Annotated in this window: 16 protein-coding genes; 6 read left to right on the plus strand and 10 right to left on the minus strand. The window is 62.3% G+C overall.

All coding sequences use genetic code 11. The features are described 5' to 3' along the window. The first annotated feature begins 14 nt into the window (after nucleotides 1-14). Both BMI86_RS06190 and BMI86_RS06195 read left to right on the plus strand, forming a co-directional pair. A complete protein-coding gene (locus BMI86_RS06190) occupies nucleotides 15-1,028 on the plus strand; it encodes an SDR family NAD(P)-dependent oxidoreductase (protein WP_078540201.1) in 1,014 nt (337 codons plus the stop codon). A gap of 84 nt (nucleotides 1,029-1,112) precedes the next feature. Then, a complete protein-coding gene (locus tag BMI86_RS06195) occupies nucleotides 1,113-2,291 on the plus strand; it encodes an MFS transporter (protein ID WP_078540202.1) in 1,179 nt (392 codons plus the stop codon). Here the strand turns inward: BMI86_RS06195 and BMI86_RS06200 are convergent. The 7 genes from BMI86_RS06200 to ectA all read right to left on the minus strand — a co-directional run bounded on the left by BMI86_RS06200 (nucleotide 2,288) and on the right by ectA (nucleotide 11,174). Next, nucleotides 2,288-4,570 carry an FdhF/YdeP family oxidoreductase gene (locus BMI86_RS06200; protein ID WP_078540203.1) on the minus strand — a complete coding sequence of 761 codons (2,283 nt, stop codon included), beginning with the start codon at nucleotides 4,568-4,570 and terminating at the stop codon, nucleotides 2,288-2,290. The two genes, BMI86_RS06195 and BMI86_RS06200, sit on opposite strands and share 4 nt — an antisense overlap. Nucleotides 4,571-4,756: 186 nt before the next feature. Continuing rightward, nucleotides 4,757-5,770 (minus strand): cytochrome d ubiquinol oxidase subunit II, encoded by a 1,014-nt coding sequence (gene cydB / locus BMI86_RS06205; RefSeq protein WP_078540204.1) that lies wholly within the window; start codon nucleotides 5,768-5,770, stop codon nucleotides 4,757-4,759. Beyond that, the gene (locus BMI86_RS06210) at nucleotides 5,767-7,185 is read right to left on the minus strand and encodes a cytochrome ubiquinol oxidase subunit I (protein WP_078540205.1); all 1,419 of its coding nucleotides are present in this window, start codon (nucleotides 7,183-7,185) and stop codon (nucleotides 5,767-5,769) included. Before BMI86_RS06210 ends, cydB begins: the two co-directional genes overlap by 4 nt. A gap of 165 nt (nucleotides 7,186-7,350) precedes the next feature. Further along, nucleotides 7,351-8,781, minus strand: coding sequence for an aspartate kinase (locus tag BMI86_RS06215; protein WP_281480102.1), 1,431 nt, complete (start codon nucleotides 8,779-8,781; stop codon nucleotides 7,351-7,353). Nucleotides 8,782-8,791: 10 nt separating this feature from the next. Next, on the minus strand, nucleotides 8,792-9,193 hold the full coding sequence (locus BMI86_RS06220) for an ectoine synthase (RefSeq protein WP_078540207.1): 402 nt from the start codon (nucleotides 9,191-9,193) through the stop codon (nucleotides 8,792-8,794). Nucleotides 9,194-9,245: 52 nt separating this feature from the next. Further along, the gene (ectB, locus tag BMI86_RS06225; protein WP_093476885.1) at nucleotides 9,246-10,532 is read right to left on the minus strand and encodes a diaminobutyrate--2-oxoglutarate transaminase; all 1,287 of its coding nucleotides are present in this window, start codon (nucleotides 10,530-10,532) and stop codon (nucleotides 9,246-9,248) included. Between the two features lie 48 nt (nucleotides 10,533-10,580). Then, nucleotides 10,581-11,174, minus strand: coding sequence for a diaminobutyrate acetyltransferase (gene ectA / locus BMI86_RS06230; RefSeq protein ID WP_246831642.1), 594 nt, complete (start codon nucleotides 11,172-11,174; stop codon nucleotides 10,581-10,583). Between the two features lie 190 nt (nucleotides 11,175-11,364). On the opposite strand from ectA, the gene BMI86_RS06235 reads away from it, so the two are divergent. After that, nucleotides 11,365-11,844 carry a MarR family transcriptional regulator gene (locus BMI86_RS06235; RefSeq protein WP_078522117.1) on the plus strand — a complete coding sequence of 160 codons (480 nt, stop codon included), beginning with the start codon at nucleotides 11,365-11,367 and terminating at the stop codon, nucleotides 11,842-11,844. On the opposite strand, the gene BMI86_RS06240 is transcribed toward BMI86_RS06235, so the two are convergent. Both BMI86_RS06240 and BMI86_RS06245 read right to left on the minus strand, forming a co-directional pair. Beyond that, nucleotides 11,845-12,630 (minus strand): metallophosphoesterase family protein, encoded by a 786-nt coding sequence (locus tag BMI86_RS06240; protein WP_078540209.1) that lies wholly within the window; start codon nucleotides 12,628-12,630, stop codon nucleotides 11,845-11,847. Beyond that, the gene (locus BMI86_RS06245; RefSeq protein ID WP_246831643.1) at nucleotides 12,627-13,712 is read right to left on the minus strand and encodes a diacylglycerol kinase family protein; all 1,086 of its coding nucleotides are present in this window, start codon (nucleotides 13,710-13,712) and stop codon (nucleotides 12,627-12,629) included. The genes BMI86_RS06240 and BMI86_RS06245 overlap by 4 nt, the downstream gene beginning before the upstream one ends. Nucleotides 13,713-13,963: 251 nt before the next feature. On the opposite strand from BMI86_RS06245, the gene BMI86_RS06250 reads away from it, so the two are divergent. From BMI86_RS06250 to BMI86_RS06260, 3 genes are all read left to right on the plus strand, one after another. Continuing rightward, the gene (locus BMI86_RS06250) at nucleotides 13,964-14,971 is read left to right on the plus strand and encodes an ABC transporter substrate-binding protein (protein ID WP_078540210.1); all 1,008 of its coding nucleotides are present in this window, start codon (nucleotides 13,964-13,966) and stop codon (nucleotides 14,969-14,971) included. 92 nt (nucleotides 14,972-15,063) lie between these two features. Next, nucleotides 15,064-15,975 carry a proline/glycine betaine ABC transporter permease gene (locus BMI86_RS06255; RefSeq protein WP_078521824.1) on the plus strand — a complete coding sequence of 304 codons (912 nt, stop codon included), beginning with the start codon at nucleotides 15,064-15,066 and terminating at the stop codon, nucleotides 15,973-15,975. Beyond that, nucleotides 15,968-17,068 (plus strand): glycine betaine/L-proline ABC transporter ATP-binding protein, encoded by a 1,101-nt coding sequence (locus BMI86_RS06260; protein ID WP_078540211.1) that lies wholly within the window; start codon nucleotides 15,968-15,970, stop codon nucleotides 17,066-17,068. Before BMI86_RS06255 ends, BMI86_RS06260 begins: the two co-directional genes overlap by 8 nt. A gap of 50 nt (nucleotides 17,069-17,118) precedes the next feature. Here BMI86_RS06260 and BMI86_RS06265 read toward each other — a convergent pair whose 3' ends face one another. Then, the gene (locus tag BMI86_RS06265) at nucleotides 17,119-17,421 is read right to left on the minus strand and encodes a hypothetical protein (RefSeq protein ID WP_078545282.1); all 303 of its coding nucleotides are present in this window, start codon (nucleotides 17,419-17,421) and stop codon (nucleotides 17,119-17,121) included. Between the last annotated feature and the right edge of the window lie 268 nt (nucleotides 17,422-17,689).

Raw genomic sequence — 17,689 nt, forward strand, 5'->3', positions numbered from 1 at the left:
TGCGAGGGACATTCATGACGCGCATCCTGATTACCGGCACCGCAGGTTTCATCGGCTACCATCTGGCGAAGTTGCTGCTCGACGAGGGCTATCGGGTGCATGGCTATGACGGGATGACCGACTATTATGATGTCGCCCTGAAACAGCGCCGCCATGCGATGCTGCTGCAGAACCCGAATTTCTCCGCGACCGAGGGGATGCTCGAAGATCTCGAAACCTTCGACGCGATGGCGGATGAGTTCAAACCCGAGATCATCGTCCATCTCGCAGCGCAGGCCGGCGTGCGCTACAGCCTCGAGCAGCCCCGCGCCTATATCGACGCGAATATCGTCGGCACCTTCAACGTGATGGAAGCCGCGCGCCGCCACGAGGTGCAGCACCTTCTGATGGCCTCGACCTCCTCTGTCTACGGGGCGAACGAGGACATGCCCTATGCCGAGACCGACAAGGCCGACACGCAGCTAACGATCTATGCGGCGACGAAGAAGGCGACCGAGTCGATGGGCCATTCCTATGCCCATCTGTGGAACCTGCCGACGACGATGTTCCGCTTCTTCACGGTCTATGGACCGTGGGGCCGTCCCGATATGGCGCTGTTCAAGTTCACCGACGCGATCCTCAACGACCGCCCCATCGACATCTATAATCACGGCGAGATGTATCGCGACTTCACCTATGTCGAAGACCTCGTGCGCGGCATCCGCCTGCTGATCGACGCAGTCCCCGAGCGCCCCGCGTCGCGCGACGAGATTGCCGAGGGCGACAGCCTCTCGCCCGTGGCCCCCTACCGGATCGTCAATATCGGCAATTCCGACAAGGTGAAGCTTCTGGATTTCGTCGATGCGCTGGAGGCCGAGCTGGGCCGCCCCGCAAAGCGCAATTACATGGAGATGCAGAAAGGCGACGTGCCCGCGACCTGGGCAGATGCCTCGCTTCTGCAATCCCTCACCGGCTATCGCCCGCAGACCGATGTGCGCGAGGGGATCGCGAAATTCGTGGCGTGGTTCCGCGACTATTACGGGAAATAACCCCTCTTCCCCTTGCCGCAGCGCAGCGATCGCCTAAGTCACGGGGCTGATACCCGGCGCTACACCTATTTTCGGAGACTACCCATGACGCTCGAACCCCGCCACGCGCGGGCCGTGATCCTGTCGCTGGCCCTTGGCACTTTCGGTATCGGCGTGATCGAATTCGCGTCCATGGGGCTGCTGCCCTATTACGCGTCCGATTTCGGGATCTCCGAGGCGCGGGCGGGTCATGCGATCTCGGCCTATGCCCTTGGCGTTGTGATCGGCGCGCCGCTTCTGGCGGTGATCGGTGCGAAAATCCCGCGCAAGCAGTTCCTGATTGGGTTGATGGGGTTCTATGCGGTGGCGAACCTGCTGGCCGGGTTCGCACCGAACATGGATAGCTTCATGGCGGCGCGCTTCGCGTCGGGCCTGCCGCATGGCGCCTATTTCGGGATGGCGATGCTGTTCGCCGCCGATCTGATGCCCGTGGGCAAACGGGCGCAGGGCATTGCGATGGTGATCACCGGGCTGACCATCGCGAATATCGTGGGCGTGCCGCTCGCAGGTGCGATCGGGCAGAACTTCGGCTGGCGCTGGGGCTTTGCCATCGTCGCGGTGATCTGCGCGGCCTCCGCATTGATGATCGCGCGCGTCGCCCCTGCGACGCCGCGCGACCCGAATGCCAGCCCGATGCGCGAGCTGGGCGCGCTGGCCAATCGCTCGGTCTGGCTGACGCTGCTGGTGGGCTCGATCGGCTTCGGCGGCATCTTCGCGGTTTATTCCTACCTGTCGGCGGCGATGATCGACACGCAGGCAGGCCCCGCCTGGACGATCCCCGTGGCGCTTTCGGCCTTCGGCGTGGGCGGCACGCTGGGCAACTGGATCTCGGGCAAGCTGTCGGATTGGTCGCGCTTCGGCGCAGGCGTGATCCTGCTTTGCGGGATGATCGTGATGTCGGTCCTCTACACCTTCACGATCGGCAACTGGGTCGCGATGTCGGTGGCGATGATCGCGCTGGGGTCGACCGCCGGGATGGTGATCCCGATGCAGATGCGACTGATGGAGGTCGCGGGCGAGGCCCAGACGCTCGCCGCCGCCCTCAACCACGCGGCCTTCAACCTCGCCAATGCGATCGGGCCGTTCCTTGCCGGGATCGCGCTTGCGAACGGCTATGGCTGGACGGCCACCGGCTATGTCGGCGCAGGGCTGGCGGCGGCGGGGCTCGTCTTCCTTGCCATCGCATGGCTCGATAGCCGTCGCCCCGCCGCCGTTCCCGCTTAGGCCTTCTCGATGCGGACCGGGACGCCCTTGGAGCCCGGCGTCTTCGACAGCTCGTCATTGAGCCCCACCGGCACCAGCAGGTTGCATTCCGGGTAATAGCCCCCGACCGTGCCGCGCGGCAGTTCGAACGTTATGACCTTTAGCCCGGTCTTGCGGCGCGCGACGCCGTCATCCATGTCGCCATGGACCACGACCGGATCGCCGTGCTCGAGCCCGAGATCGGCCATGTCGATCTTGTTCATCAACAGCACGTCGCGCGTCCCTTCGATGCCGCGGAAACGGTCCGAATAGCCGTAGATCGTGGTGTTGAACTGGTCGTTCGAGCGCATGGTGATCATGCGGAAACGGCCCGGCTTGTCCTCGAACCCAAGCGCGTTCAGCTTAGACGGCGTGGTGAATTCCAGCTTGCCGCTTTCTGTCTTCCAGATGCGATCATGCGCCGGGTTGCCGCGCCAGAAGCCGCCCGGTTCGTTCATCCGCGCGTTGAAGCCGCGGAAGTCGTCCGGGTAAGTCGCCTCGATCAGATCGCGGACGACGGAATAGTCTTTCACCCATTCGTCCCATTGCAGCTTCGGGTTCGGATCGCAGGCGGCTTTCGCAATACCGCAGGTGATGGCCAGTTCGGATTTCAGCTTGTCCGAGGCAGGCGCGCTTTTGCCGAGCGAGCCGTGGATTTTCGAGAAGCTGTCCTCGACCGAGACATATTGATTGCCGGTTTCCTGCTCGTCCTTCTCGGACCGGCTGAGACACGGCAGAATATAGGCCACCTCGCCCGGATAGAGATGCGAGCGGTTGAGCTTGGTAGAGATCATCACCGTCAGCTTCTGCTTCGGCCACGCCTCTTCGATCCGCTCGCTATCGGGCAGCGCGCGCACGAGGTTACCGCCAAGCGAGAACATGGCCGAGACCTTGCCCTCCATCATCGCCTGCGCCGCGTCGACGATGTGATAGCCGTCTTCCTGCGGCGGCTCGAAGCCGTAAAGCTCGCGGAGCTTGTCCATCGGGATCAGCTTGGCCTTCTCGGCAATGCCGACGGTCCGCTGGCCCTGCACGTTGGAGTGTCCGCGCACCGGGCAACAGCCCGCGCCCTTGCGCCCGATATTGCCGCGCAGCGCGAGGAAGTTCACCAGCATGCCGATATTGGTCGCGCCATGGGCGTGCTGGGTCAGCCCCATGCCATAAACGCCGATGACCTTCTCGGCGTGGATATAGACGTCGGCCGCCTGCCGTAGCTCGGCCTCGGACAACCCGCATTCCTCGGTGATCTTGTCCCAAGGCGTCGTGCGGCAGAAGGTCAGGAACCCGTCATAATTGACCGCGTGTTCCTTCAGGAAGTCCCAGTCGATGATCGCCGAGCGGCCCTGTGCCTGCGCCTTCTCATCCTCTTCGATCACCGCTTTGCACAGCCCGGTCAGCGCCGCAATATCCGAGCCCGCTTTGAGCTGGTGATATTGATCGGAGATGATCGTCTCACGCCCCGTCGCCATGTCACGGATGTTCTGCGGATCGACGAAGCTGACGAGCCCCTGCTCTTTCACCGGGTTGAAGGTGACGATCTTCGCACCGCGATCCTTCGCCGCCTTCAGCGGATGCAGGAAGCGCGGCGAGTTGGTGCCGGGGTTCTGTCCGAAGAAGAAGTAGCAATCGGTCTCCTCCAGGTCTTCCCAAAGCACCGTGCCCACCGACGACCCGATCACCTTCTTCAGGCCGACCGAGGTCGTCTCGTGACACATGTTCGAGCTTTGCGGCAGGTTGTTGTTGCCATAGGCGCGCGCCATCAGCGCCCAGAGATAGCTGGCCTCCAACCCGGCATGGCCCGAGGAGTAGAAGACCACCTCCTGCTTCGGCAGACCTTTCAGGATCGACCCGATCTCGGAAAAGGCCTCGTCCCAGCTCACCTCGACATAGCGATCGGTGGCGCGGTCGTAGCGCATCGGCGCGGTCAGACGGCCGGTCTTCTCCAGCTCGTGGTCGGACCAGTCCATCAGGTCCGAGACCGTGTGGTCGTCCCAGAACTCGGGCGTGTGGCGCGACTTGGTCATCTCCCACAGCGTCGCCTTCGCCCCATTTTCGCAAAATTCGAACGGGTGGTAATTGGCGGGTTTCGGGAAGGCGCAGGACGAGCACATGAGACCGCCCGGTTTGTTCTGACGCTCCAGCTCGCGCAGCACATCCGGCGAGGGCCACGAGTCGCCAAAGACCCGGGCGATGCCCCGCATCGAGCCCCAACCACCGGAGGGGCCGCTTTCTTCGGGTAGTTTATCAAGCTTGTCAGACATGGCGCGTAGCTCCTCCGGGGTCGATCCGCGCACATGAAATTGCGCGCGCCCCAACGGGCGCGCGCAGGCCAGCCGACCGGCTGAATACCGCAGAGGGAAAGGCTCTGCTTATGATGCGCGGGATGTTGGTCACATCGTTCCAACCCTGCCTGCGCCCGGTCGGTTCCGGCCGTCCCGTAGTCTCACTCAGTAGTGATGCTCATGCTCCGACGTCTTGCCGCGGAACACCCAATATGCGTAGGCCGTATAGGCGAGAATGATCGGCAGGAAGATCGCCGCACCGACCAGAATGAAGCCCTGCGACATTGCCGTGGTGGAAGCCTCGCGGATCGTGATCGAGGCGGGCACGATATAGGGGAAGATCGACAGGCCGAGCCCCGCGAAACACAGAACGAAGATCGCGATACCGGACAGGTAGGCGACCACGCCCCGATCCGAGCGGATCGCGGTCCAGTAGCCGAAGCCCGCCACCATCAGCAAAAGCGGCACCACGGCGCTCCAGATGACGCCCGGCCACTGGAACCAGCGGTGGTAATATTCGGGATGCAGGAACGGCGTCGCGAGCGAGGCGAGAGCGATAAACCCGAGTGTCACGATCAAGGACACCTGCCCGACGCGCCGCGCGAGATCATAGAGCCCGTGCGAGGTCTTGATGACGAGCCAGGCCGAGCCCAGCATCACATAACCCGCGACCAGCGCCAGCGCCGTGCCAAGCGAGAACCAACTCACCCAGTCGAGCGGGCCGCCGGTGAAGGTGCGGTCGGTCACTTCGGGGCCGCGCAGCAACCCACCAAGGATGGCGCCCTGCGCCAGCGTCGCGATCAGCGAGCCGCCGAAGAACGCCTTGTCCCAGAGCTTCTGCCAGCGCCGGGTCTTGCCGCGAAACTCGAAGGCCACGCCACGAAAGGCGAGCGAGAGCAGCATGATGATGATCGGAACATAAAGCGCGTTGAGAATGATCCCGTAGGCCAGCGGGAAAACGGCGAGCAGACCGCCGCCCCCCATCACCAGCCATGTCTCGTTACCGTCCCAGACCGGCGCGACCGAATTCATCGCGCGGGTGCGGTTCTCCTCGGAGCCGAGGAAGGGAAAGAGGATGCCGATGCCAAGGTCGAACCCGTCGAGCACGACATAGGTCAGGATCGCGAAGGCGATGATTGCGGCCCAGATGTCGGGCAGGTAGTGGGCGAAGCCGCTCATGCGTGGGCCTCCTCTTTCTCGGTGGTGACGTCATTGGCGAGCATCGCACCCGCGACGCCGCCGGCGCGCTGGGGCGTATTCTCGACGCGCTCGGCGCCTTCGGGGCCGCGCTTCATCAGACGGCCGAGGTAGAAGATCCCCGAGCCGAACAGGAACGCATAGACCAGCACGAAGCCGATCAGAGCCGCCCAGGCCGCGCCGTGGCTGAGGTTCGACACCGATTCCGCGGTCGTGAAGTGGCCATAGACCGTATAGGGCTGGCGGCCGAATTCGGTGGTGAACCAGCCCATGATGATCGCGAGGAACCCGCCCGGCGCGAAGACCAGCGCCACTTTGTGGAACAGCCCCGGCTCGTGCAGGCGCTTGCGCCACATCAGCCAGCCGCCCCAAAGCCCGATCGCCGCGAAGGCGAAGCCGAGCCCCACCATGATGCGGAAGGTGAAGAAGACGATCGTCATCGGCGGGCGTTCATCCGGCGGGAAATCCCCGAGGCCGGGCACTTCGCCGTCGAGCGAGTGGGTCAGGATCAGCGAGGACGCATAGGGCACCTCGATCTTGTAATTGGTGCGCTCCTGGCTCGGGTTCGGGATGCCAAACAGGATCAGGCCCGCGCCCTTGCTGGTTTCCCAATGCCCTTCCATCGCGGCGATCTTGGCGGGCTGATGTTCCAGCGTGTTGAGCCCGTGCTGGTCGCCTGCAAGGATCTGGATCGGCGCGGTCACGAGGATCATCGCCACCGCCATGCGGAACATCGTGCGCACCGCGTCATCCGCCGTGCCCTTGATGTGGTGCCAAGCTCCGACCCCGGCCACGACGAGCGCCGTGGTCAGGTAGGCCGCCAGCACCATGTGCACAAAGCGATAGGGCAGCGAGGGATTGAAGATCACCTCCCACCAGTCCTTCGGGATGAACTGGCCGACATCGTTCATCGCAAAGCCCGCGGGCGTCTGCATCCAGCTGTTGACCGAGAGGATCCAGAAAGCCGAGAGCAGCGTGCCAAAGGCCACCATCGTCACGGCGAACATGTAGATCCACTTGTTCACCCGGTTGCGTCCGAAGAGCATGATCCCGAGAAAGCCCGCCTCGAGGAAGAAGGCCGTCATCACCTCGTAGCCCATCAGCGGCCCGATCACCGGTCCCGCCTTGTCGGAGAAATGCGCGAAGTTCAGGCCGAACTCGTAGGACATAACGACGCCAGAGACGACGCCCATCCCGAAGACCACCGCGAAGATATGTTTCCAGAACTCGAAGATCCTCAGGAAGACTTCCTTGCCCGTAATCATCCGCAGGGCTTCCAGCACCATCAGGTAACTTGCCGTCCCGATGGAGAAGGCTGGAAAGACGATATGCGCCGAGACGACGAAGGCGAATTGTGCCCGCGCCAGATCGAGTGTCGGTATGTCGAAAATGCTCATGGCCGTCCGCGTTTCTGCACGTTGCGTGATAAGAACTAGACTTGCCCGAGGATACGGCAACCGCCGGAACGTGGTTCAAAGCCCAACTGGGACGGGTTGTCGCAGCCAAAGAAAAAAGCCCGCACGGAGATCCGCACGGGCTTCATCAGTTCAATGTCGCTTATTTCAGGCGACTTGTTTGAGGGCGCTTTCTTCCGGGATGAACTCCTCATGGAGCGCCTTGATAACGGGTTTCAGATCACCGCGTTCGAGCACGAATTGCACATCGACATTGCGCGGACCTTGGGTCGCGCCGAGGCTTTCCATGCCGTCCTTGGCGATCGCCTGCAGACCCCGGGTCAGAACCGAGAGGCCCTTCAGGTCACGCCCGATGACCGAAGCCATCGAGAGCATCCGCGCCGAGATCTCCGCCGAAGGGTAGATCTCGCAGAGGTCTTTCTCGACCTTCTGGAGCACTTCGATCGGCGCGTCGACATAGTGGGTGATCGTGTTCGCGTTCGACGCTTTCGACACGATGCGCACGCCATGACGCGTCAGCACTTCGAGGATCTTGGCGTCGTAACCCTTCACGCCGACCATGTCCTGTTCGAACACTTCCAGCGCGATGATATCGAGCCCGGTCACCATCTCGACCGCCGCGTCCTTGGCAGGCTTGTCGTCGATCAGCGTGCCCGGATCGCCCGGGTCGAACGCGTTGGTGACGCGCAGCGGAACGTCCGCCTGGCGCAGGGTCTTGGCGGCTTTCGGGTGGATCGCCTCCATGCCCATGTTCGACATCTGGTCGGCCACGTCATAGTTCGTGTGACCCAGCTTGCGCACCTTGCCTTCGCCCACCAGCTTCGGGTCGGCGGAGGACAGGTGGAATTCCTTATGGATGATCGCCTCGCGCGCGCCGGTGAGGGCTGCGAGCTTGGAGAAGGTCACCTCGGAATAGCCACGGTCGAATTCCCGCATCAGGCCTTCCGCGCATTGCGCATAGCCCGTCACGATCGGCATCTCGGTCGCGGGGTCGACATCCTTCATCGCCCCCATGATCCGGCCTTCGAGGTCGTGATCGGTCTCATCGCGCCAACCGGAGAGGTCAACGAGACGTGCGTTCACGCCGTTGCGCTGCAGCAGGAGGGTAGTAACGAAGGCGGAATGCGCCTCGCCCAGACCCGACAGCAGCTCGCGGATCTGCAGCATGTGCTGCGAGAGCCGGAAGTGCCCGTAGGAGCACAGGCGCTGCAGGTCGATCAGGCAGTTGCGCGCGCCTTCGATACGCTCGCGCACGAATTCGGTGGCCTGCGAGATGTCGCCCGGATGCGTCAGCACGCTCTCATGAGCTTCGACCATCGCCGACGATACGCGGCTCAGCGCCTCGTGCCAGCCATGTTCGCTATCGGCCTTGGCGAATTGCGCATAGACGCCCGCCTCGCCCGACTTCTTATGTTCGAGCAGCAGATTGGTGATGCCACCAAACGCCGAGACGACGAAAATGCGGTTGTAAAGATCGGCGCCCTTGCGGTCTCCGATGAACAGCGTGTCGAGCAACTCGTCCACGCGGCTCATCGACGTGCCGCCGATCTTTTCGACTGTGTGATTCTGGTGGGTCAATTTGGCCCCCTTACGAATTTTCCAGTTCTTCGGCCGGCGCATAAGAGCCGTCCTCACGGTGAACCTCGTTGCCGGTCACCGGCGGGTTGAAGCAGCAGGCCATGACGAGGTCTTCGTCACCCGCGACGAGGCGGTGATGGTCATGCAGGTTCAGCGCATACATGACACCCGGCTTGATTTCGTGGCGCGTGCCGTTGTCGAGCTCGGTGATGTGGCCGTTGCCCGAGATGCAGTAGACGCTCTCGAAATGGTGCTTGTAGTGGAACGTGTGGTCCGAACCGGCCTTCAGCGTGGTGATGTGGAAGCTGAAGCCCATCTTGTCGTCGGCGAGCAGCATGCGCACGCTCGTCCAGTCGGCATCCGCCACGGCACGGTCGGTGTTTTTCAGTTCGTTGAAGTCGCGAACGATCATTGTCGTGTCTCCGTATCTTAATTTCTTGGTCGCTGGGCGAGGCAGCGGCGGATTATTCCGCCGCGATGTCCGTGCGCTCGCCCGTCACCTCGGTGGCGGCTTCGCGCAGGATTTCCAGACCCTTGCGGAATTGTTCCATCGGCGTGGTCAGCGGTGCGAGAACCTTCACGACCTGGTCGTCATTGCCCGAAGTCTCGATCACGAGACCTTTCTCGAAGCAGCGACCGCAGATCGCCGAAGCCAGCTCGCCGGTGCCGACATCGACACCCTGCATCAGGCCACGGCCCTTGAGGAAGGCACCCGGCACGAGATCGGCCACGGCGGCCAGACCTTCACGCAGGACGTCCGATTTCACGGCCAGTTCCTTCTGGAACTTGTCGTCGGCCCAGAACTTCTCGATCGCCACGGTGGCGGTCACGAAGGCATGGGTGTTGCCGCGGAAGGTGCCGTTATGCTCGGCCGGGCCGAACACGTCATAGTCGGGACGCACCAGAACCAGCGCCATCGGCATGCCGAAGCCCGAGATCGACTTCGCTTGGGTCACGACGTCCGGCATCACGTCCATCTCCTCGAAGGAGAAGAAGGTGCCGGTGCGGCCGCAGCCAGCCTGAATGTCGTCGATGATGAACAGCGCACCGTGCTTGCGGGCGACTTGCTCGACGCCTTTCACGAATTCCGGGCTTGCGGCGTTGAGACCGCCCTCGCCCTGAACCGTCTCCAGCATGATCGCCGCCGGAGCGTCGATACCGCCCGAGGCGTCCGAGAGCATCTGGTCGAGCAGCGCGACCGAATCCACACCATCGGCATAGGCGTCGTACGGCATGCGGGTCACGCCATGCGTGTCCATGCCGGCGCCACCGCGGTGGTAGCCGTTACCGGTCGCCGCCAGCGCACCCATGGTCACGCCATGGAAGCCGTTGGTGAAGGCAATGATGTTGGTGCGGCCGGTCGCCTTGCGCGCGATCTTCATCGCGGCTTCGACGGCGTTCGCACCGGTCGGGCCGATGAACATCAGCTTATGGTCCATGCCGCGCGGCGCGAGGATGTGCTCCTCGAAAGCGCTCAGGAACTTGGCCTTGCTATCGGTGTGCAGGTCGAGCGCGTGACCCATCTTGTTTTCGGTCAAGTGCTCGATCAGCGCCTGCTTCATGTCCGGGTCGTTATGCCCGTAGTTCAGCGACGAGCAACCGGCGAGGAAGTCGATATAGGTGTTGCCCTCGGCGTCGGTCAATTCCGAGCCTTGCGCGCTGGTGAAAACGGTATCGAAGCCACGGCAGTAGGAGCGGGCCTCAGATTCGCGTTGGGTAAAGATCGTTTTATCCGTCGAATGAACGGTCATGGGGGACTCCATAGAATTGGGGGAATGAGGAGGGTGCGCGGCCTGAGATCAGGCGGCGGCACGCGCCTCCTCGGGGAAGGTGATGGTGACCATATGCTCGGTCGAGGCGTGGCCGTCGAAATGGTCTTCTTCGTGGAAGTGCGCCTCATCGGTCAGCTCGCCGCCCATCGAACGTGCGAAGGAGCGGAAGAGCGCCCAGCTCGCTTCGTTGCTTTCGGTGATGGTCGTCTTCAGCTTGGTGCAGTCTTCGGCGACGTCGCGCTGGATGAGGTGGCGCAGCATGCGCTTACCAAGGCCAAGACCGCGTGCGTCGGGGGAAACAGCCACTTGCCACACGAAGAACGTGTCCGGCTCGGACGGGGCGATGTAGCCCGAAATCCAGCCGACGACTTCGCCTTCGCGCTCGACGAGGACACAGGTGTCCCCGAAGTGATCGCACTGCAGAAGGTTGCAATACATCGAATTTTCATCAAGCGGCTTGCAGCGACGGATCAGCTTCCAGATTTCGCTGCCGTCTTCGGACTCCGGCTTACGGAAGACCAGTTTAGAACCCTTCTTGATAGACTCGACTTGCGGCACGGCTCTTTCCTCTCGTTTGCTTCGGTAGCCTAAGTAGTTCATGTGGTCGAAAATTTCAACCACCTAACTAATGGAACCCGGAAAAGTTCCGCTCATAGCCTTATATTCTTGCTTATAAGCCCTAAATACCATTAGCATGACAAAGCAAATGAGTAAAAACGAACACGATAAACTTAGCAAAGCCAAGCAATTGCAGAGCACGGAACTCTCTGCGATACTGGGTCGTCTTGATAAAAAAGGGGCCCGCCGCCTGATGGAGCGTGTCGATACGAGCCTGATCGCTTTGCGTAGAATCCTGCGCGCGACCGAAATGTTCGGCCGCGACCTGGCCAAGGCTGCCGGGCTTACGCCTGCGCAGTTCCGCGTGCTGCAGGTGATTTCCGAAAAAGGTTGGTCCACACCGAAGGCGATCGCCCAGCGCATGGGCGTGAGTCAGGCGACGATGACGGCGCTGATCGACAAGCTCGAGCGCAAGGGCATGGTGACCCGTCAGCGTTCCGAGCGGGATCGCCGTCAGACCGATATCGTGATTACCGAACTTGGCGCGAGCGCGATCGACGAGGCCCCCGACGCGCTGCAACAGATCTTCGTTCGCCGCTTCGAGGCGCTGGAAGATTGGGAGCAGGCGCAGATCATCGCATCGCTCGAGCGCGTGGCCTCGATGCTCGACGCACATGATATCGACGCGGCGCCGGTTCTGGACTGGGGCGATATCTCGGGCAAGCCGAACTGATCAGCCCTTGACCCAAGCCCCATCGGGGCCCCGCGTGAACTCGTCGGCCCCGATTGGCTCGAAGCTCATGTCGCGCGCACCATAGAGCGTGATCGACAGAGCATCGCGCCCCCCTTCAATCACATTGAACGTATTCGGCTCGCCGCGCAGGCGCGAGGACAGACCCGTCCCCGCTTGCACGAACAGGATGCCCGGCACCGCCGAGAAAGGCGCCACCGATCCGCTGTGCAGATGCCCCGAGAGCACGAGATCCGCGCCGCAGTCCGACATGCCCTCCAGCGCATCCCCTGCCCCGTCCATGAGCGCCTTGTCGACTTCGGGCCCATGTTCGAGCGGATGGTGCATCACCGCGATTCGCAGCCTCTCGCCCGCCTCGCCGAATTCCCGACACAGGCGGGAGATCGTCCGCTCGGGCACCTTGCCGCGCTGCCAAGCGAAGCGGTTCACGGTGTTCACGCCGACCGCCTTGAGGTGATCGGTCTCGAAGACCGGCTCCAGATTATGATTGATATCGGATTTGTAGCGCCCGAAGGGTTTGAGCATCCGCAGGAAGAGATTGTCGAGCGGTGTGTCATGATTGCCGGGCACCGAAAGGGTCTCGCTTTCGATCTGCTCCACGAACAGCCGCGCCTGCGCGAACTGGCCGCGCCGGGCGCGCTGCGTGAAGTCTCCGGAGATCACCGTCAGGTCCGGCGCGAGGCGGTTCACCGCTGTCAGCAGTGGCGCCTCGAGCTCGGGCAGGCTGCGCCCGAAATGCAGATCGGAAAGGTGAACGATACGGGTCATGCGTTAGCGTCTTGGGTCTCGTTTTCTGTGTCCTTGGCTGGCAGCACGATCCAGAGCGGCGCGTCGGACATCTTGAAGCGGAAAGGGCTTTCTTCGCGGCACTTCTCACCGTCGAAGGCCAGCAGGCCGCGCCCTCGGGCGGTTTCGATCTCGAAGGATTTCGCGCGGATCAATTCGTAATCCTCGCCCTGCTTGGTTTTGCGGCGCACCAGCCTCGACGACAGGCGGAAGAGGTCGCGGCGGCTTTGTGCCTTCGCGACCAGCACGGCGAAGGCGTCGTCGCTGATGACCGTCGCCCCGTCGAGCCCGAAGAAATCGAGCTGATAGGCCGAGCGCGCGATGAAGACGAGCGCGGTGCGACGGTTCCTGGTTTCCCCGTCCGCCGTGATCTTCAGCCGCATCGGGCGCTGAAAGCGCAGGAAGGTCTTGAAGACCGACCAATGCGCAACGATCCGGCGACGGCCCCAGCGGGCGTAAATATCTTCGCGCGCCTTGAGGATCGACGGGTAGATACCGAGCGATGCGTTGTTCAGAAACACCTGCCCGTTCACTTCGCCGACCCGGATCGGATGGGCGCTGCCCTCGCGGATCGCGCGCGCCGCCTCCTCCGGATCCTCGGAGAGGCGCAGGCCGCGCGCAAAGAAGTTGAACGTGCCGAGCGGCAGCACGGCCATCGGCACCTCCTGCCCCACCAGCGCGCCCGCGACGGCCATCGCAGTGCCATCTCCACCCGCTGCGACGATCATCTCCGCACCGTCGTCGAGCGCCTTGCGGACGGTCGCTACAATGTCGCTTTCCGGGGACCACCGGTAAAGCGACGCACCGTCACCAAGCGCGTCCATCGCGCGGCGGATCGCCTCTTCATCTTTCGCGTTCCCGCCCGACGAGGGGTTCGCAATCAGCGCAACCGCCTGTCGACGCAATGCGACGCTTGGCTCCGGCGGGGTGCCATTCGTCAATTTTTCATCGCCTTTTTCGCCATTCATCCCGGACTGGAGCGCGGATCTCGCGTCTCGATCCACGAGGCTTTCAGGCCCCATATCATTCTCCGGTTTGACGGAATCCTTCGGCTCGGTCGTCATGATGTTACCTCTTCGTCGCGGCTGTAACGCCGCAGGGAGGTTGAAAGGTCCGTGAAAAGGTTGCGCCTCGGGACTTGGTTATTTACGACATAGAGTGTCGGAATTTGGCAAGTCTTGCGACCGTTATCGCGTGAGCGTGACTGTGCGAAGATTCCAACCTGGGGAAAAACCCGGGACTTATCGCGACCGATATCGCGGCGGCAGCCCGCGCGGATCGCATCAATCAAAGCTGCCGCAACAGGAGGACCTGGATGAACAAGAAAGCGCTTGCCGCGTTACTGACGGCGCTGCCGCTGGCGACCTTCTCGGCGCCTGCTTTCGCCGCAGACGGCGAATGTGGTTCCGTTACCGAAGCCGAAATGAACTGGGCTTCGGCCGGGGTCGCTGCTTGGGTCGACAAGATCATTCTCGAAAACGGCTACGGCTGTGACGTGACGCTGGTGACCGGCGACACGATGCCCACCTTCACCTCGATGAACGAGAAGGGCGAGCCCGACATCGCACCCGAGCTTTGGGTGAACGCGGTGAAGGTCGCGCTCGACAAAGCCGTCAGCGAAGATCGCCTCGTGATCGCTGCAGAAATCCTCAAGGATGGCGGCGAAGAAGGCTGGTGGATTCCGAAATACGTCGCTGACGAGCACCCCGAGATCAAGACGGTCGACGATGCTCTCAAGCATCCCGATCTGTTCCCCGATCCGGAAGAACCGTCCATCGGTGGCGTCTACAACTGCCCGTCGGGATGGAACTGCCAGATCTCGACCGCGAACCGCTTCAAGGCCCACAAGGCCGAGGAGAAGGGCTTCAAGCTGGTCGACACCGGTTCGGCTGCGGGCCTCGACGGCTCGATCGCCAATGCCTACGAGTCCAAGAAGGGCTGGCTGGGTTACTACTGGGCCCCGACCGCGATCCTCGGCAAATACCCGATGGTCAAGCTCGACGCGGGCGTCGAGGGCGACAAGGAAGCCTGGGACAAGTGCAACTCGCAGGCCGATTGCGTCGATCCCAAGCCCAACGCCTACCCGACCTCGGACGTGTACACGGTCGTGACCAAGGAATTCGCCGAGAACAACGCGGTGGCGATGGACTACCTCGGCAAGCGTGAATGGTCGAACAAGACCGTGGGCGAATTCCTCGCATGGCAGGCCGATAACCAAGGCACCAACGAGGACACCGCTTACTACTTCCTCGAGAACTATCCGGACGTCTGGAAGGCTTGGCTTTCTGACGATGTGATCAAGAAGGTCGAGGACGCGCTCTGAGCGGGCGATCCGAGATTTTGGCGCGCGTGAGGGGAGCCTCGCGCGCGTTTTCTTTTAACCGGCGCACATAATCGACCGGAGGACATAACAAGATGGCATCTTCATGCTGGGGCTTGCCGGAACTGCTCTGTGAGTTCCCTTCCCTTCCCAACTCCACCCTGCGCCACATGCGCATGGGCATCGACGACGGGTTTCGCGGCATCGTCCGCGCTTATTCCGATCAAATCGACGCGGCCACCCGGCCGCTTCAATGGTTTCTCAACACTCTCGAACACGCCTTCGTGGACACGCCGTGGTTCATCATCTTCGCGCTGATCCTCGTCGTGGTGTGGTTCGCCTCGCGCAATCCGAAGATCGTTCTCGGCTCGTCCATGGGCCTTGCCTTCATCGGCATCTTCGGACTGTGGGAAGACACGATGACCACCCTCGCGATGGTCACGGTGGCGACGCTGATCGCGATCATCCTCGGCCTGCCGATCGGCATCCTGATGGCGCGCTCGGACCGGATGCAGAAAATCCTGACGCCGGTGCTCGATGTCATGCAGACCATGCCATCCTTCGTCTACCTGATCCCGGTCGTCGTGATCTTCGGCATCGGCAAGGTGCCGGGCGTGATCGCTGTGGTGATTTACGCGATCCCGCCGATGATCCGCCTCACCAATCTGGGCATCCGCCTCGTGGACAAGGAAGTCATCGAAGCTGCGGACGCCTTCGGCGCTAACCCCCGTCAGAAGCTTTGGGGCGTGCAGCTTCCGCTGTCGCTGCCGACGATCATGGCGGGCGTCAACCAGACCATCATGATGGCGCTGGCGATGGTCGTCGTGGCCTCGATGGTCGGCGTTGGTGGCCTCGGTAAAAACGTGCTGCAGGCGATTAACAACCAGTTCTTCACCATCGGCTTCCTGAACGGCTTCGCACTTGTTGCGATCGCGATCATCTTCGACCGCGCAAGCCAGGCGTTCGGCAAGCGGCTGCAGAAACATTCGGAGGCTGGCCATGACTGATGCCACGACCAACACCGATACCGGCAACCGCTCGGGCATCGAGATCCGCAATCTCTACAAGATCTTCGGGGCGCGCCCCAAGGATTACGTGGAGAAGGTGCAGGCCGGCATGGGCAAGGAAGAGCTCAACGACAAGCACAAGCACGTTCTGGGCCTGCAGGACATCAACCTGACCCTGCCGCCGGGCAAGATCTCGGTGATCATGGGCCTGTCGGGCTCGGGCAAGTCGACGCTCATCCGCCACATCAACGGGCTGATCATGCCCACGGCCGGGGAGATCCTCTATAACGGCCGCGACGTGGTGAAGATGAACGAAGAGGAGCTGCGGGAATTCCGTCGCCATGAGACTGCGATGGTGTTCCAGAAGTTCGCGCTTCTGCCGCACCGGACCGTGCTGGAAAACACCTGCTACGGCCTCGATATCCAGGGCATCGACCGCAAGGAGTCCGAGCCGATCGCGAAGAAATGGATCGCGCGCGTTGGTCTTGCGGGCTACGAGGACAACTATCCGAACCAGCTCTCGGGCGGGATGCAGCAGCGGGTGGGCCTTGCCCGCGCACTGGCCAACGACGCGGACATCCTGTTGATGGACGAAGCGTTCTCGGCACTCGACCCGCTGATCCGGATGGATATGCAGAAGGTGCTTCTGGACCTGCAGGCCGAGCTGAAGAAGACCATCGTCTTCATCACCCACGACCTCGACGAGGCGCTGCGCCTTGGCGACAAGATCGCCATCCTGCGGGACGGGGCGCTCAATCAGGTCGGCACGGGGCAGGAAATCGTGCTGCGCCCGGCGAACGAGTACATCGCCGAGTTCGTGCGCGAGGTGAACCGTGGCCGGGTCATCCGTGCCGAGACCATCGCGTTGCCGCTGCCCGAGGGCGAGTTGCCGAAGATGAAGGTGAAAGCCAGCTCGGTGCTCGAAAAGATCGCGCGCCGGATGGCCGACGCCGAGGTGCGCACGGCGACGGTTGTCGACGCGGCCAACAAGCCGATCGGCATGGTCGACATGACGACGATCCTGACCGCCATGGTGACGCCTGCAAGCGTCGAAGAAGGCGATGACGAGGTCGAGGAAGACAGCGCCGCCTGATGACTACGGGGTCGCCGCGTCAGCGTGGCGGCCCTGCCCGGCTCGTGCCGTCAGAGCCAGCTGGGTCCACGACGCGACAATCGCGTCATATTGGCGCTGGTGTGGTTTCCGATCTGCGTGATCGACGCCGAAATCGCCCGATCCGCCGTTTGCCCCCGTAGAAGCGCGAATGCCGCAGCCTCCGCTGCAGCTACGACCGCCACGGGCTTTTCCTGCACCATCTGGAGCGATTCGAGCGGGGAGACATCCCAGAGCCCCATCATTCCCGCGACGCGCATCGAAATCACCGCTTGGGCCTCAAAGCCGATCCGCGCGGCCTCGAAGCCGATGCGCATAAAAGACAGGGGATCCATATAAACTCCTAAAACCAGACATCGCTGCAAAGCGACGTCAGGTCGTCAGGATCGCAGGTACAGGTTGAGATAATGCACTCTTCTTCACCGTCGAGCACAGAAAAATCAGATTTTCGCGAGGTGAGCATTCGTGAAGCCCTGTAATTGCTCTGACGCACAGACTTTCCGCCTTGCCTTCACGGCACTGTGACCCATCCTTTTAACGTCACTCGCGTATTGACATGACAAGGACGTGAACCAAATGGTTCAGAAATCGCGCGCAGCTCGG

Origin of the sequence: Thioclava sp. DLFJ5-1, assembly GCF_002020115.1 — a bacterium.
In the GTDB taxonomy this organism is placed as follows: domain Bacteria; phylum Pseudomonadota; class Alphaproteobacteria; order Rhodobacterales; family Rhodobacteraceae; genus Thioclava; species Thioclava sediminum.